Consider the following 15,371-nt stretch of genomic DNA (forward strand, 5'->3'; position numbering starts at 1 on the left):
GGAACCGATATCGCTCTTGCGGAGCGCTCGAGGGGGTGGTTCTCGAGGAAGGCGGGCCGGACGCGGTCGAAAAGTCCGACCGGAGCTGCTCGTTGCACCGTGTGATTCCGGCTTCGTTCGAATTTCGGAGCCACGTGCGAGTTTGCTTGAGGGTAGCGGGCCGGGCGCGATTGTGAACTACGCCGAGACGTTCCTGCTCACTTCGTTGCGCGGGCTGCGACTCGTCTACTTCAAATAGCGGGGCCGCTTTGCTCCTCACGAAGTTGTTCGTCGCAAAAGCGGGCCGGGCGCGATTTGAACACGCGACCGTCTGATTAAGAGTCAGACGCTCTGCCGGACTGAGCTACCGGCCCTGTACCTCCGATTTTCGGACCTGGATAAATATACGTTTCCCTTGGGAGGCGCCGTGTCAGGCGTCTCCAAACGACTTCTCCTCGAGCGTGCGCCGACGTTCCAATCTTCGGGACCGTTAAGTACGGTCGGTTCGACCACACTCTCACATGAGCACGGGGGTTACTATCTCGTCGATCTCGGACTATGCGATTCTCGGCTGCGGGAGCGTCGGCTACGCCGTCGCCGAAGAACTCGTCGAGCAGGGGAAAGACGTCGTGATCATCGATCGCGACGAGAGCCGTGTCGAATCCCTGCGCGACCAGGATCTGGATGCCCGCACCGCCGACATCCGCGAACCCGAGGCCGCCGACCTCGTCGCCGAGCGAGACGTCGTCCTGATTCTCGCCTCCGACGTCGAAGCGAACAAGGCCGCCGTCGAGCACATTCGCACGAAAAACGACGAGAGTCAGTTCCTCGTCGCACGCGCGAGCGACCCCGTCTCGGGCGACGAGCTCTCCGAGCTCGGTGCCGATATCGTCATCAATCCCTCGTCGGTGATCGCCGAGTCCGCCCTGCGGGCGCTCGAGTCGGGCGAACTCGAGTACAACGCGGGGAAACTCGCCCGGCTGGTCGAGGAGACCGACTCGCGGATGGCGATACTCACGCAGGACAGCCCGGATCCGGACTCGATCGCCAGCGCCGCCGCCCTGCAGGCGATCGCCGACCACCTCGAGGTCGAGGCCGACATCGTCTATCTCGGCGACGTCGGCCACCAGGAGAACAGGGCGTTCGTCAACCTGCTGGGGATCGATCTGGTCCAGTGGGACGAGATCGACGACACCGGAGTGTACGACACGGTCGCGCTGGTCGATCACGCGACCTCCTCCGAGATGAACCTCGATATCGACATCGTCATCGACCACCACGAGGGCGAGGAGACCTACGACCCCGAGTTCGTCGACATCCGCCCGAACATGTCCTCGACGTCGACGATCATGACGAAGTACATCCAGGAGTTCGATATGAACGTCTCCGAGGAGGTCGCTACTGCCTTGCTGTACGGGATCCGCGCGGAGACCCTGGATTTCAAACGCGACACGACCCCCGCCGACCTCACCGCTGCCGCCTATCTCTATCCCTTCGCGAACCACGACACCTTAGAGCAGGTCGAATCGCCGTCGATGTCCCCCGAGACGCTGGACGTCCTCGCCGAGGCGATCACTAACCGGGACGTCCAGGGGAGCCACCTCGTCTCGAACGCCGGCTTCGTCCGGGACCGCGAGGCGCTGACCCAGGCCGCGGGCCACCTGCTCGATCTCGAGGGCGTGACGACGACCGCCGTCTTCGGCATCGCCGACGAGACGATCTTCCTCGCGGGTCGCTCGAAGGACATCCGCATCAACATCGGAAAGGTCCTCGACGACGCCTACGGCGAGATGGGCGAGACCGCGGGCCACTCCACGCAGGCCAGCGCGGAGATCCCGCTGGGCATCTTCACCGGGATCGAGATTTCGGAGGGCACTCGAGACACCCTGCTTCAGCTCACGGAGGAGGCCGTCAAGCGGACGCTGTTCGACGCGATGGGCGTCGACGGGAGCGAAGGATCGAACGGAAACTGATCAGGCGACGATCTCGTCCTCTTCCTCGTCGTCGGGGTCGCGGACGCGCTCGACGACGTCGTTGATCAGGATGACGTCGCCGACCGACCGGACCCATCGGTAGGGAACGATGACGCCCTTTCTGGCGCGAGACTCCTCCGGGAACAGCTCCTCGTTCAGCTGGCCGAGCGCGAGTCCTTCGATCGTCTCCTCGCTGATGTTGAGTTGGAGATCCTCGACCTCGCCGACGAAAACGCCGTTGTTCGAGTACACCTCGCGGCCGACGAGCGAGGTGACCTCCTGGTGCGTGTCGTCCATGGTAGGTGGCATGCAGGGGTGACTCTTAACTCTTGGTCAGACGAGTTGAGTGGCGCCGATCGGGGGCCTTACTCCTCGAGGAGTTCGTCGACGGTCGCGTGATCGGCCAGCAGTTCCGCCATCCGCTCGACCGTCCCGGCGTCGCGGGTGCGCCCGCTCCTGACGACGTCCTCGGCTCGTTCGACCGTCGTCAGGGTGTCCGTCTGGACCGAGAGGATCGGCATCCCCTTCTCGGTCGCCTGACCGACGATCGCGCCCGAAGGGCGGTGCCCGCCCGTGAGGATGAGACAGCGGACGCCGGGCGCCTCGAGGGCGGCCGTGTGGATCTCGGCGCGGTCGCCGCCGGTGATGACCGCGGCGTCTTTCGTCCGGCGGAAGTGTCGCAAGGCGCTGTCGGCGCCCATCGCCCCGACGGTAAAGCGCTCGACGTAGGCGTCGTCGCCCGCGTCGACGAGCGTCGACGCGCCGAGTTCGTTCGCCAGCTCGGCGACGGTGACGCCCGCGAGCGTCCGCTCGCGCGGGATCACGCCGTGAACGTCGATTCCCCGGCCCTCGAGGAAGGGGACGACGTCGGTCTCGAGCCCGTCGTAGGCCGCGTCGGAAACGTCGTTGAAGACGACGCCCGCCAGTCGGTCGCCGAACGTCCGGGCCGCCGCGAGCACGTCGTCGGCGTCGCCGGGGACCTCGTAGGATGCGACCAGCAACACTCGGGCGTCGAGCAGCTCCGCGAGGTCGGCGTCGGCGAGTTCGACGATCTCGCCCACATCGTAGCTGCCGCCGCCCTCGAGGATCATCCGGTCGTGGTCGGCCGCGAGCGCGTCGAACGCCTCCCGGACGCGCTCGCGGATCTCCGCGGGCTGTTCGCGGCCGCGGACCGCCTGCTCGACGAACGTCGGCGAGTAGACCACGGGTTCGAGGTCGTGGATCCCGGCCTCGAGCTCGAGCAGCTCCTTGGCGAGCATCGGATCCTCGTCCAAGGTTTTCCCGACGTTGCTCTGCAGGCGGGTGCCTTTGGGTTTCATGTAGCCGACGCTCTCGCCGCGCTCGCGGGCGAGGCTGGCGAGCGCCAGCGCGATCGCCGTCTTCCCGGTGCTCTCCTCGAGCGAGGCGACGAGGATCGGTTGCTGTGAGCTGTCGGCGGTCGGTTCGCTGTCCGTGTCGGTGTCGGTGTCGGTGTCAGTCATAGTTCGTCGGTGTCGACGGTGAGTCGGAGGTCGATCGCCTGTACGCCATCGGGGCCGGCCACGAGCGGGTTCACGTCGAGTTCGAGGATCGACGGGAACTCTGTCACGAGCTGGGAGAGCCGCTGGATCGTCTCGACGACGCCGTCGACGTCGGCCGGCTCGCGCCCGCGGGCGCCGCGCAACAGCGGCGCCGCCCGAATCTCGTCGACCATCTCCCGGGCCTGACCGTCGCCGATCGGGGCGACCCGGACCGAGGTGTCCTCCAGGATCTCGACGAAGATTCCCCCCAGGCCGAACAGCAGCAGGGGGCCGAACTGCGGGTCGCGGTTCATGCCGACGATCGTTTCGGTCGACTCCTCGAGATCGAGCAACTCCTGGACCTGCACCCCGAGAATCGTCGCGTCGGGCTGGTAGTTGCGCGCCCGCGCGACGACGTCCTCGTAGGCGTCGTAGACGTCCTCGTCGCTGACTCCGACCTTGACGCCGCCGATGTCGCTCTTGTGGGAGATGTCGGGGCTGACGATCTTCATCACGACGTCGCCCTCGATCGATTCGGCGACGTCCCGGGCCCGGTCGGGGTCGTCGACGATCTCCCCCTCCGGCGTCGGGATGCCGTAGGCTTCGAGTAGATCCATCGACTCGACGCCGAGGCGGTTGTCGTCGCGGTCGCGGGCCCGCTCCAGGATCTCTCGGGCCCGGTCGCGGTCGACGTCGAACTCGGTCGGCTCGTCGATCACCCGGTCACTGATGTCCCGGTGGCGCGCGAGCGCGTCGAGTCCCGCAACCGCGCGGGAGGGATCGAAGTAGTTCGGGATGCCGAACTCCCGGAGCACCTCCTCGGCGGCCCGTGCGCGGTCACCGCCCATCAGGCAGGTGACGACCGGCGTGCCGTACTCCTCGCGTTTCTCGATGACGACCTCGGCGAGCTTGTCGTACTGCAATACGGCGGTCGGCGCGCTGACGACGACCGCACTCCCGACGTTCGGATCCTCGAGCGCGATGTCCAGCGCCTCGCGGAAGCGCTCGATGTCGGCGTCGCCGATGGCGTCGATCGGGTTGTAGACGTTGGCCTCGTCGGGCATCGCCTCGGCGAGCGCGCCGATCGTCTCGTCGGTGAAGTCGGCCATCCGGAGCGAGGAGTCCCCGACAGCGTCGGTCGTGAGCACGCCGGGGCCGCCGGCGTTGGTGACGACGGCGACGCCGTCAGTTTCGGGTACGGGCAGCCCCGACAGCGCCCGGGCGTAGTCGAACAGCTGCTGGACCGACGTCGCCCGCACGACGCCCGCCTGCTCGAGGCCGGCCTCGTAGGCGCGCTCGCTGCCGGCGATCGCCCCCGTATGCGAGGAGGCGGCCTGCGCGCCGGCGTCAGTGCGGCCGGACTTGACGAGCACGATCGGGGTGTCGTCGGTCACCTCGCGGGCCGCCCGGACGAACTCCTGTCCGTCGTCGATGTCCTCGAGATAGCCGATGATGACGTCCGTGTCAGGGTCCTTGCCCCACTCGCGGACGAAGTCGGTCTCGTCGAGCACAGTCTTGTTGCCGAGCGAGACGACGTCCTGGAAGCCGATCCCCTGCTCGTTGGCCCAGTCGAGCACGGCCGTGATGAACGCCCCCGACTGGCTCATAAAGGAGATCGAGCCCTCGAGGGCGTTCTCGGGGCCGAAGGTCGCGTTCATCCCGTTCGGGGTCGACATCACGCCGAGGCTGTTCGGACCGACGACGTTGAGATCGTGCTTCGCGGCGAGTTCGCGGAGGCGCCGTTCGCGCTCGGCGCCCTCGCCCCCGGTCTCCGAGAAGCCGGCGGTGATGACGACGACGTCGTCGGTGCCCGCCTCGGCGACGTCCTCGATGGCGTCGATCACGACCGTCGGCGGAACGACGACCACCGCCAAGTCGATCGGCGGCGCGGCCTGTACGTCGCGGTAACACTCGAGCCCGAGGACCTCGTCGCGGTTGGGGTTGATCGGGATCACCTCGCCTGCGAACTCGTCTCGCAGGTTCTCGAGGATCGCCCGACCGACGGCGCCCTCGCGATCGGTGGCGCCGACCACGGCGACGGTCTCGGGTGCAAAGAGGTCGGATAACCGTCCCATCGCTCGAGTGTTCGCCGGGCAGCGGGTTAAACGTGTAGCGTGCTCCCGCAGTCCGGGAACCTAATGCATCGAGATCGCGCTGCCGGCCCGGCTCGAAGCGAGGATCGCCAGCCCGTAGATCGCGATCGCGACGACGACGATCGAGCCGCCGGGGGGCAGCCCCTGCGAGATCGCGAAGCCAAAGCCGCCGAGCACCGACAGCTGGCCGAACAGGATCGACAGCGAGAGCGTCTCGCGAAAGCCGTGAGCGACCTGGGAGGCGGCCGCGACCGGGATGACGAGCATCGCGGCGACGAGGATCACCCCCATGATCTGCATGGCGCCGACGACGACGACGGCGGTCATGACGATAAGCAGCGTGTTGTACCAGGTGACGTTGAGTCGAGCGACGCGGGCGGCCTGCTCGTCGAACGTAATGAAGAGCAGCTGCTTGTAGGTGAGCGCGACGACGCCGACGACGGCGATCGTGAGGATCGCGACCAGCCGCGCGCCCTCGGCGGGGATGACGGCCGCGCTCCCGAACAGGTAATCCTCGATGCTCACCCCCGAGAAGCCGCCGCGGCCGTAGCTGATGATCAGCGTCCCGACGGCGAAGCTGCCGGTGAGCATGATCGCGATCGGCACGTCGCCGTAGGTGTTCGTCCGTTCGGACAGAAACTGGACGAGCAGGGCGCCGATCACGGCGACGACGAGCGCTGAGGCGAGCAGGGAGCCGTCCCAGTCGGTCGTCGCGCTAAAGAGCAGTCCGATGGCGACCCCCGCGAACGCGGTGTGGGCGAGCGTCTCCCCGATCAGGGCCATCTCTCGGTGGACGAGGTAGGTGCCGACCAGCGGGGCGGCGATCCCGACGAGCACGCCCGTCGCGATCGACCGCAGCATAAACGAGTAGCCGAAGACGCTCGTCCCGAGGTAGTAGTCGAGCCACATCCCGGCGACCGTGTACTGGTCGTACAGCGTCCCCGCGTAGGGGTATTCCTGGAGCCACTCGAGGGCCAGAAACACCATCATTACGACCGCGAACGCCCCCGTGAGGGCGATTCCGACCCGCTCGAGGTGGCGTCTGGTTGTCCGCTCCATCAGTGGTGGTGGTGGACGACCTGTCCGGTCGATCCGTACGCCTGCTCCAAGGCGTCGCTTTCGACGAACGATTCCGTATCCCCGTGGTGGAACAGCTCCGTGTTGATGCAGGCGACCCGATCCGCGCGATCGGTGACGACACCGATGTCGTGTTCGATCAGGACGATCGTGATTCCGGCGTCGTTGAGCGAGTCCAGCAGCTTGTAGAACGCGTCACGGGACTCGGCGTCGACCCCGACGGTGGGTTCGTCCAGTGCCAGGAGGTCGGCCTCGGAGGCCAGCGCCCGCGCGATGTAGGCGCGCTGGCGTTGGCCGCCCGAGAGCTCGTTGATCCGTCGGTCCGAGAGATCGGTGATGCCGACCGTCTCGAGGGCGTCGTCGACGATTTCGCGGTCGTCGTCGGTTAGCCGCGAGTGGCCGGCGTGGGCGAACCGCCCCATTGTCACCGCCTCGCGGACGGTGACGGGCATCGTTCCGCCCCGGCTGGTGGCCTTCTGGGAGACGTAGCCGATGCGTCCGCCCTGGTCGAACTCGTCGACGGGCTGGCCGAAGAGCTCGATCCGTCCGCTGTCGGGGCTGTGCAGGCCGAGCATTAGGTGCAATAGGGTGGTCTTCCCCGAGCCGTTCGGGCCGACCAGTCCGAGGAAGTCGCCCGCCTCGATCGTCAGCGAGACGTCTCTGATGGCGACGGTCTCGCCGTAGGAAAACGTCACGTGCTCCATGTCGACGATCGAACTCACGGAACTCTCACTCGCGTATCGAACGCGGATATGCTTATGTCTTCCATTTCGGCGTTCTACTCGGCGCCGAGTGCTTTCGCGAGCGACGGTACGGTGATTTCCTCTAGCTGCTCGATCCAGCCGTACCCCTGTTCGTTCCACTCCTCGGTCGTTCCCTCCGCGGGCGTGATCGGTTCGGCGTCCGTCGCGTCGGTCTCGTCGAGCAGCACCTCGACCATCTGCGGAACGTCGCCGTCGGTGCTCTCAAAGGGATCGTAGAGGACCGTATCGATGTCCTCGTCCTCGATCGCCTCGATCAGCTCGGAGACGTCCTCGCTCGATTCGACGGCGTCGGGCGAGACGCCGACGGGGGTTTGGATCTCGAAGTCGTAACGCTCCTCGAGATAGCCGAACGAGTCGTGGCCCGCCAGAACCGCGACGTCCCGGCTCGCGTTCTCGGCGACCTCCTCGAGCTCCCGGTGGACGTCGTCCATCCGATCGGTGTAGTCGGCGGCGTTCTCCTCGTAGGTGTCGGCGTTGTCCGGATCGATCTCGCCCAGCTCGGCGGCGATCGTCTCGACCATCTCCTGGGCGAGGACGGGGTCGACCCAGACGTGGGGGTCGGCGAACTCCGTCGCTTCCTCGTCGTCGTCCTCGGCGACCGCGACCGAGAGGTTGTCCGCGCTCGTGTCCCAGACGACTTCGTCGTCGGCGACGAGTTCGAAGACGACCATCGTTCGACCCTCCTCGAGGCCGTGGAATTCGACGCGATCGCCCTGCGATTCGATCTCGATCGCGTCGGCATCGGCGCCGTCGGGAACCGTGGCCTCGAGCGCGAACGGTTTGTCCTCACCCAGCGGGAGGACGCGTCCCTCCGCGTCCTCGAAGACGGTCTCGATCGCGATCCGTCCGTCGAGCGGGACGTCGGGAACGCCACCGTGCCAGTGGTTGTCGTGCCAGTAGGCGACCTCTTCGCCGGTGCGCCCGTCGTAGAGTTCGAACTCCGCGACCTCGACGGCGTCCGGATCGTCGTCGTACTCCTCGACGGGGTCTCGATCGTCGTCGGTCTCGCGGTCCATCGGGATCAGCTGGCTCTCGACGGCCTCGAGGGCGTCGATCAGTGCGACGTCCTCGGACTCGAGGTCGGCCGCGGTGTCCTGGGCCCAGGCGAACTCGGGCGTATCGAGGTAGACGAAAAACGCCGACTCCGCGATCTCGCGCTGGAGGTCGACCGGCGGCTCCCAGCCGTGGCCCATCTCTCCGGTTTCGATCGGGTTCTCGATCGGCAGCTCGTCGCCGACGACGTGTTCCGTCCAGTCGGCGAGTGCAAAGAAGGCGGCGTACCCCTCGTCCGCGTCTCCGCCCTCGCCGTCGGGCTCGCTCAGACAGCCCGCGAGAACGCCGAGGGAGAGCGCACCGGCGCTCGAGCGCAACACTGCGCGGCGTGACCGTGTCATACAGGGAGATACGAGCGGGTGGATAAAAGTGTTATTATGTGGTCGTAGTTAGTTAATAACCCGTTGCAGCGATCGGCTGTGTGATAACAACGAACGAGGGTCTCGAGCGCGGCGGACAAGAGGGGGACCGTCGGCGGGCGGAACGGGGAGACACGAAAGTCGGTTACGGGTACGGGAGGGCGGAGCCGAGTCGCTAGTGGTCGTCGTCGTGATGATCGTCGTCGTGGTGGTCGTCGTCGGCGTGGTCGTCGTCGGCGTGGTCGTCGTGGTCGTGGTCGGGATCGTCGTCGTGGTGGTCGTCGTCGGCGTGGTTCTCGTCGGCATCGAACTCCTCGACGACCTCGACCTCGAGCTCCGGCGAATCCCAGTCGGAGTGGTCGTCGTGCCAGATCTGGAAGACGAGCTCGGTGATCCCCTCCTCCTCGCCGGTTAGCTCGACGTGGTCACCGTGGGACTCGATCTCGACGTTCTCCTCGGCGCCCTCGACGATCTCGGCCTCGAGCTGGTACTCCTCGTCCTCGCCGAAGGCGATCTCTTCGCCGTCGGCGTCCTCGACGTGGGCCTCGACGGCGACGGCGTCCTCGAGCGGGACGTACAGCGGGCCGTGATCCCAGTGGTCGTCGTGGACGTACGCGAGCTGCTCGCCGGACTCGTGGTCGAGCAGCTCGAACTCCTCGACCTCCATGTGGTGATCGTCGTCATCATGATCGTCGTCGTGATCGTCCTGATCGTCGTCGCCGTCATCAGCGCCTGCTCCGTCGTCCTCGTCGTCGTCGCCGACACAGCCGGCGAGACCGAGTACCGCGAGGGAACCGGACGCAGCGAGCAGCTTTCGACGGGTCGGGCTGGTGCGATCGATCGTCATTGTTAGATACCACTCGTAAAGTGAGAGTAGTTGATAATGAACCTGACGATATTATTAATCGCTGCGGCGACGACCGAATGATACTGGTAGCGCGTAGCAAATGACTTGACATCCTCCCCGCCCTGAAGCGCGGGGATTTCTCCTCGCAGTTCCGTAGCGCGCGGAGTGCGCTCGTACACGGATACCGACCGGGACGACGACGGAGCGCTCCCCGGTCCGTCTCGAGAGGGAGACGGCGCCGACGAGTCGAACCGCTAGTCGCCGGTGTGGTCCACGGGTCCATCGAAATCGTCGACGACCTCGACCTCGAGCGGAGGGGAGTCCCACCCGAACCGATCGCCGTCCCAGAGCTCGACGGCGATCTCGGTGGTCCCCGCCGACCGACCGACCAGACCGACCTGGTCGCCGCCGGGTTCGATCGCGACGGTCTCGTCACCCTCCTCGACGGCGACGGCACCGACGTGGTAGCTCCCGTCCTCGCCGAGTGGCAGCTCGCCCTCGGCGTCCTCGACCTGAGCGCCGACCAAGAGTCGTCCCTCGAGCGGAACGTGGAGCGGCCCGACCTCCCACCCGTCCCCGTCGACCGTTGTGAGCGACTCCCCCGTTTCGGGATCCGTGAGGGCGAACGCCTCGACGGTCACGTACTCTTCGGACTCCTCGTCGTCGTCGCCGAAACAGCCGGCGAGGCCGAGCGTCGCGAGGGAGCCGGACGTCGCGAGCACCGCTCGCCGGGTCCGTTCAGTCGCCATCGCTCGAGGCGTCCCGAAGCGGGCGATCGAGAGGACGATCAGCGAACGACGAATCTAGATACATTACTAGATTTCTGAACTACACAGAATAAAATGCTTTTGGGCGCGGTAGGTTCGAAAGCCGCCGGAGTCGACCGATCGACGGCTCAGTCGGCGACGGCGGCCGGCTCGGCGTCGGCGTACCGGCGCAGTCGGTCGGGATCGATCGGGAAGACCGCCGTCGGCGTCCCCGCTGCCGCCCAGACGGTGTCGAACTCGAGCAGCGTTTCGTCGATCACGACGGGAACCTCCCGGTCGTGACAAAAGGGCGGAACGCCGCCGATCGACCAGCCGAGGGTTTCCCTGATCCGATCGGGGTCGGCCATCTCGACGTCCTCGGCCGACGCGTCGAAGGCGGCGCCGAGGGCCGACTCGGCGACACGGTTCGCGCCGCTGGTGACGCAGACGACCAGCGAGCCGTCGACGTCGAAAGCCAGCGAGCTGGCGATCTGGCCGACGTCACAGCCGACGGCGTCGGCCGCGTCCTCCGCAGTCTTCGTCCCTTCCGGAAACTCCTCGACATCGGGCTCGAACTCGTAGGCCTCGCGAGCCCGTTCGGCGAACGTCGCTGCGCGCGGATGCATGCGCTACACCACCGAGACGCACGCCAAAAAGTCGTCGGACGGAAACCTGCTACTCGAGCGAGACGTCGAGGCGGACGCCGTCGAGCCGTCGGTAGGCGGGACCCGGGTCGCGGACGACCTCGAACGCGTCGAACCGGATCACGAGGCGTCCGGGATCGATCGTCGCCCGGAGGATCGGTCCCCGACTGGTGACGGTGACATAGGGCGGGGCGGGAACCGGGCTCGCTCCGAGTTCGCAGCCGGCCGCGTCGACGGCGTCGACCAGCAGGGCCGACAGCTGCTCGAGCAGCCCGGCTGACTCGAGGGCGGCTCGCAGCGGAACGACGACCCGCTCGGCGTTTGTCGTCCGGGAGGTATCCCAGGGTTCGGCGACCAGATCCGCACAGTCGTCGACGCCTTCGACGACGGCTCCCCACTCGCGCTGGATCCGGCGTCGGGTCGCCCGGACGGGGTGAGACACGACCGTCACTGCCACGGGCTCCCACTAAGCTCTCACGACTTTCGCGTGCTACCGTCGTCGCTCGCGAACCGTTCCGACGTTGATCGTCTCGATCCGGGACGCCGCCTCCCGAACCGCCTGCTTCCACTTGGGCTCCTCGCGCACCTCGAGGTCCGCCCGGAGCCGCTCGTTCTCGTCCTCGAGGGTTCGGGTCCGGTGCTCGAGGTCGTCGACGCGGTCCTCGAGGTCGTACCGTCGGCTCCGGTGGGCCTCGAGGTCCTGGCGAAGCTTGTTTCGTTCGCGACGGAGCTCCTCGAGTTCCGCTCGGAGCCGCTCATTAGTGCGTCGGCTCCGGTCGAACTTCCGTTTCTGGACGGTGACCTCGTCGTCGTCTTCGGCGAGGGTGACCTCGTTCGATCGGGTCGCGTTGACGACGGCGCCCACGAGCAGGATCATGCCGCCGAAGTACAGCCAGGTGAGCAACAGCAGGATGGCGCCGATCGCTCCCCCCGACTCGGAGTCGGCCGCCAGCGAGACGTACACCTGGAACAGCGACTGGAGCGCGGCCCAGCCGACCGCGGCGACGGCGACCCCGGGGAGGATCTCGCGGACGGTAACCTCCATCTTGGGGAAGAAGTAGTACATCGGCATGAACGCGATCGAGAGCCCCACGATCAACAGGAGCGGGTTTATCAGGCCGAGAAACGGCACGTCCGGCAGGATCGCGAAGGCGATCGTCGCCGCCGACGCGGCCACCAGCGCCAGGGTGATCGCGCCGAGGACGATGATTCCGTCACGAACCTCGCCGAGCAGGGAGCTCTCCGCGGTCGTCCCGTAGATCTCGGAGAACGCGGTGTCGAGCCCGCGGAAGATTTTCAACGACCCCCAGACGAGCGTGACGAGCCCGATGATCGACGCCCCTGCCGTCGCCGGTGACTCCGTGAGGGCGTCCTCGAGCATGATCTGGCCGCTCTCGGGGAGGACTCCCTCGGTCGTCGCGGCGACGTCGGCCGCAAGCTGTTCGTCGCCGAGCAACGAGACGAGAAAGAACAGGAGGACGAGCAGCGGAATCAACGAGATGAACGCGTGGTATGCGATGCTCGCAGCCATGAACGGAACGTTCTTCTCCTGGATTCCCGCCACGACCGATTTCGCGAACGGGACGGCACCCTGGGTGTCGCTGGACATACGGTACGAATTCGCTCGAGGGGTGAAAGATCACCCGCTTGCACTGACCGCCCGCGGTGGACGTAGGGGTCGAAGCACCCTCGCCGACTCGATTTGCTCCGCCGGACCCTCCGTATGGAGGGGGAACTGAGAAGTTATCTTTCCAGATTCGCAAAAAATATTTTTGCATGGGGAAGGTTTAAGAACGAGGCGCCTGTATCGTGTAGTACGATGAGCACCCAGAAGACCGTCCGTCAGCAGGCAGACGTCGTCGAGGAGAACGAGCTTCGGCTCGACCAGGAGAAGGCCGAGCAGGTCGTCGAGGCGCTGAACACGGAGCTGGCGAACGCGTACGTACTGTACCACCAGCTCAAGAAACACCACTGGGTCGTCGAGGGTGCGGAGTTCCTCCCGCTTCACAAGTTCCTCGAGGAGGCCTACGAACACGTCGAGGAGGGCGCCGACGTCATCGCCGAGCGCGCCCAGGCGCTGGGCGGCGTTCCCGTCTCCGGTCCGTCGAACCAGGAGGCCCGCGCGACTGTCGAGTTCGAAGGGGAGGACGTCTACGACGTCCGAACGATGTTCCAGAACGACCTCGAGATGTACGGCGACATCATCGAGTCGATGCGCGACAGCATCGAACTCGCCGAGAACCTCGGCGACTACGCGACCGCCGAGATCCTCCGCGAGATTCTCGTGACCCTGGAGGACGACGGCCACCACTTCGAGCACTACCTCGAGGACGACACGCTCGTCCTCGAAGAGGCGACGAAGTAACGGTCGACCGACGGTACGGCGACGGTACTCGCACTCGCGTTTTTTGCGCCCGTCAGAAGGAGAGAGCCCGCTCTCGACAGCTCGAGCGACGAGAGTGCCGGGGCCGTTACGGTTCGAGGTCGACGGCGCAGTCGGTCGCGATCCAGCCCTCTTTGTTGTCGCGTTCGGTGATTACGAGCTTGCCTGGGCGGGGTTCGTGACTGGAAACGACTGCGGCCGGCTCTTCGGTCGGTTCCTCGGTGTCCGTCTCCTCCCTGCGGGCGGGTACGTCCATTACGAGGGATTAGGTAGACCTAAATATAAAAGGTTTTGGTCGGCCTAAGACCGTGGGAACGACAACATCTCGAGACGCGTTCTCCCGGTCGGGCGTACTTTCAAGCCTGATACCGTCGTAATCGCGCGTATGGAGTTCGACGTCGTTCAGGGTGACATCGCCGAACAGTCCGCCGACGCGCTCGTCAACGCCGCCGGCACGAGCCTCGAGATGGGCTCGGGCGTCGCCGGCGCGCTCCGGCGCGGGGCCGGCGAGGAACTCAACGAGGCGGCCACCGAGAAAGGGCCAATCGATCTCGGGGAGGCGGTCGCGACCGACGCCTACGACCTTGACGCCGAGTACGTCGTTCACGCCGCGGCGATGCCCCACTACGGTGAAGGACGGGCGAGCGAAGAGAGCATCCGCGACGCGACCCGCAACGCCCTCGAGACGGCCGACGAGCTGGGCTGTCGGTCGCTCGTGCTGCCGGCGCTCGGCTGCGGCGTCGCCGGGTTCGACCTCGAGGACGGCGTCGGGATCATCGGCGAGGAGATCGACGGCTACGATCCCGGGTCGCTCGAGGACGTTCGACTCATCGGCTACAGCGACGAGGAGTACGACGCGATCCGGGCGGCGACCGTGGAGGCGGCCGAATCGCAGCAAGACGAGAGCGAGGCCGATCGGTAGTCACGACGCCGTAATCACAGCGTCAGGTCGCGGATCTCGACCGCGTTGCCCTCCCCGACGCGGCCGATAACCTGCCCGTCGGTTTCGGCCACCAGCGACTCGGTTCGATCCGCCGGGAGCGCGACGACGAACCCCGTCCCCATGTTGAACGTGCGGTGCATCTCCTCGTCGGAGACGTCGCCCTCCTCCTGAACGAACTCGAAGATCGGCTGAGCCGGCAGCGGATCGTCGATCACGTACCGGCGCTCGCCCATCCGCGAGAGGTTGGTCCAGCCGCCGCCGGTGACGTGGGCCGCCGCGCGGACGTCGTGGTCGCGCATCGGCTCGAGCAGGTCGGTGTAGATCCGGGTCGGTCGCAGCAGCTCCTCGCCGATCGACACCTCGGGGTTCAGCGGGAACGAATCCGCGTACTCGTGGTCGCGGGTGACGGCCTCCCGAGCCAGCGTCAGCCCGTTCGAGTGGATCCCGTTCGAGGGGAAGCCGACGAGCGCGTCGCCGACCGCCGCTTCGCCCTCGAGGATCTCGTCTTTCCCGGTGAGGCCGGCGCAGGTCCCCGCGAGGTCAAAGCCCGTGACGACCTCGGGCATCACGGCCGTTTCGCCGCCGAGCAGCGTGAGGTCAGCCTCCTCGAGGCCCACCGCGAGCCCCTCGCCGATCTCGTTCGTGAGGTCGTCGTCGGGCTCGTCGATCGCGAGGTAGTCGACGAAGGCGACGGGCTCGACCCCCGCCGCGACCAGATCGTTGACGTTCATCGCGATGCAGTCGATTCCGATCGTCGAGAAGTCCTCGATCGCCTCGGCGACGAGCAGCTTGGTGCCGACGCCGTCGGTCGCCAGCGCGAGGTACCGATCGCCGATGTCGAGCAGACCGGCGTACTCGGTCGTCAGGTCGCTGCCGAACGCCTCGAGCAAGGCCGCCGTCGCATCCTCGCTGGCCTCGATATCGACGCCGGTGTCGGCGTAGGTGAGTTCGTCCCCCTCGCTCCCGTCCTCGTCGTGGTCCGTCATGGCTCAACGACTGCGTGGGGCGAGC

General features: G+C 66.6%; 16 protein-coding genes and 1 tRNA gene. 3 read left to right on the forward strand and 14 right to left on the reverse strand.

Going from position 1 to position 15,371, the window contains the following annotated elements; all coding sequences use genetic code 11:
• Positions 1–279 precede the first annotated feature (279 nt).
• A tRNA-Lys gene (locus tag ACFEMD_RS17615) sits at positions 280–353 on the reverse strand.
• 147 nt (positions 354–500) lie between these two features.
• Between ACFEMD_RS17615 and ACFEMD_RS17620 the strand changes: the two genes are divergently transcribed.
• Positions 501–1,952, forward strand: a complete 1,452-nt coding sequence (locus ACFEMD_RS17620) for a DHH family phosphoesterase (protein WP_394742574.1) — start codon at positions 501–503, stop codon at positions 1,950–1,952.
• Here the strand turns inward: ACFEMD_RS17620 and ACFEMD_RS17625 are convergent, their stop codons facing one another.
• The 11 genes from ACFEMD_RS17625 to ACFEMD_RS17675 form a co-directional block, all read right to left on the reverse strand.
• Positions 1,953–2,249 (reverse strand): PRC-barrel domain-containing protein, encoded by a 297-nt coding sequence (locus tag ACFEMD_RS17625; protein ID WP_005555479.1) that lies wholly within the window; start codon positions 2,247–2,249, stop codon positions 1,953–1,955.
• A 68-nt stretch (positions 2,250–2,317) separates the two neighbouring features.
• Positions 2,318–3,433, reverse strand: a complete 1,116-nt coding sequence (locus ACFEMD_RS17630; protein WP_394742575.1) for a phosphotransacetylase family protein — start codon at positions 3,431–3,433, stop codon at positions 2,318–2,320.
• Positions 3,430–5,526, reverse strand: coding sequence for an acetate--CoA ligase family protein (locus tag ACFEMD_RS17635; RefSeq protein WP_394742576.1), 2,097 nt, complete (start codon positions 5,524–5,526; stop codon positions 3,430–3,432). Before ACFEMD_RS17635 ends, ACFEMD_RS17630 begins: the two co-directional genes overlap by 4 nt.
• A gap of 60 nt (positions 5,527–5,586) precedes the next feature.
• A complete protein-coding gene (locus tag ACFEMD_RS17640; protein WP_394742578.1) occupies positions 5,587–6,603 on the reverse strand; it encodes a metal ABC transporter permease in 1,017 nt (338 codons plus the stop codon).
• On the reverse strand, positions 6,603–7,343 hold the full coding sequence (locus ACFEMD_RS17645) for a metal ABC transporter ATP-binding protein (protein ID WP_394742579.1): 741 nt from the start codon (positions 7,341–7,343) through the stop codon (positions 6,603–6,605). The genes ACFEMD_RS17640 and ACFEMD_RS17645 overlap by 1 nt, the downstream gene beginning before the upstream one ends.
• A gap of 56 nt (positions 7,344–7,399) precedes the next feature.
• Complete coding sequence (locus ACFEMD_RS17650) at positions 7,400–8,779, reverse strand: metal ABC transporter solute-binding protein, Zn/Mn family (protein WP_394742581.1); 1,380 nt, start codon at positions 8,777–8,779, stop codon at positions 7,400–7,402.
• 193 nt (positions 8,780–8,972) lie between these two features.
• Positions 8,973–9,644, reverse strand: coding sequence for a hypothetical protein (locus tag ACFEMD_RS17655; RefSeq protein WP_394742582.1), 672 nt, complete (start codon positions 9,642–9,644; stop codon positions 8,973–8,975).
• A gap of 254 nt (positions 9,645–9,898) precedes the next feature.
• A complete protein-coding gene (locus ACFEMD_RS17660; protein WP_394742583.1) occupies positions 9,899–10,393 on the reverse strand; it encodes a hypothetical protein in 495 nt (164 codons plus the stop codon).
• Between the two features lie 146 nt (positions 10,394–10,539).
• Positions 10,540–11,016 (reverse strand): YbaK/EbsC family protein, encoded by a 477-nt coding sequence (locus ACFEMD_RS17665; protein WP_394742585.1) that lies wholly within the window; start codon positions 11,014–11,016, stop codon positions 10,540–10,542.
• A 49-nt stretch (positions 11,017–11,065) separates the two neighbouring features.
• On the reverse strand, positions 11,066–11,476 hold the full coding sequence (locus tag ACFEMD_RS17670; protein ID WP_394742586.1) for a hypothetical protein: 411 nt from the start codon (positions 11,474–11,476) through the stop codon (positions 11,066–11,068).
• Between the two features lie 48 nt (positions 11,477–11,524).
• A complete protein-coding gene (locus ACFEMD_RS17675) occupies positions 11,525–12,643 on the reverse strand; it encodes a YihY/virulence factor BrkB family protein (RefSeq protein WP_394742587.1) in 1,119 nt (372 codons plus the stop codon).
• A gap of 210 nt (positions 12,644–12,853) precedes the next feature.
• Between ACFEMD_RS17675 and dpsA the strand changes: the two genes are divergently transcribed.
• Positions 12,854–13,399 (forward strand): DNA starvation/stationary phase protection protein DpsA, encoded by a 546-nt coding sequence (gene dpsA / locus ACFEMD_RS17680; protein ID WP_005555455.1) that lies wholly within the window; start codon positions 12,854–12,856, stop codon positions 13,397–13,399.
• Positions 13,400–13,505: 106 nt separating this feature from the next.
• Here the strand turns inward: dpsA and ACFEMD_RS17685 are convergent, their stop codons facing one another.
• Positions 13,506–13,673, reverse strand: coding sequence for a hypothetical protein (locus ACFEMD_RS17685; RefSeq protein ID WP_005555452.1), 168 nt, complete (start codon positions 13,671–13,673; stop codon positions 13,506–13,508).
• Between the two features lie 129 nt (positions 13,674–13,802).
• Here ACFEMD_RS17685 and ACFEMD_RS17690 point away from each other — a divergent pair, with 129 nt between their 5' ends.
• Complete coding sequence (locus ACFEMD_RS17690; protein WP_394742589.1) at positions 13,803–14,339, forward strand: macro domain-containing protein; 537 nt, start codon at positions 13,803–13,805, stop codon at positions 14,337–14,339.
• Between the two features lie 14 nt (positions 14,340–14,353).
• On the opposite strand, the gene purM is transcribed toward ACFEMD_RS17690, so the two are convergent.
• The gene (purM, locus tag ACFEMD_RS17695; protein WP_394742590.1) at positions 14,354–15,346 is read right to left on the reverse strand and encodes a phosphoribosylformylglycinamidine cyclo-ligase; all 993 of its coding nucleotides are present in this window, start codon (positions 15,344–15,346) and stop codon (positions 14,354–14,356) included.
• Between the last annotated feature and the right edge of the window lie 25 nt (positions 15,347–15,371).

The sequence above is a fragment of the Natronococcus roseus genome, assembly GCF_043677095.1.
Classification (GTDB): Archaea; Halobacteriota; Halobacteria; order Halobacteriales; family Natrialbaceae; genus Natronococcus; species Natronococcus roseus.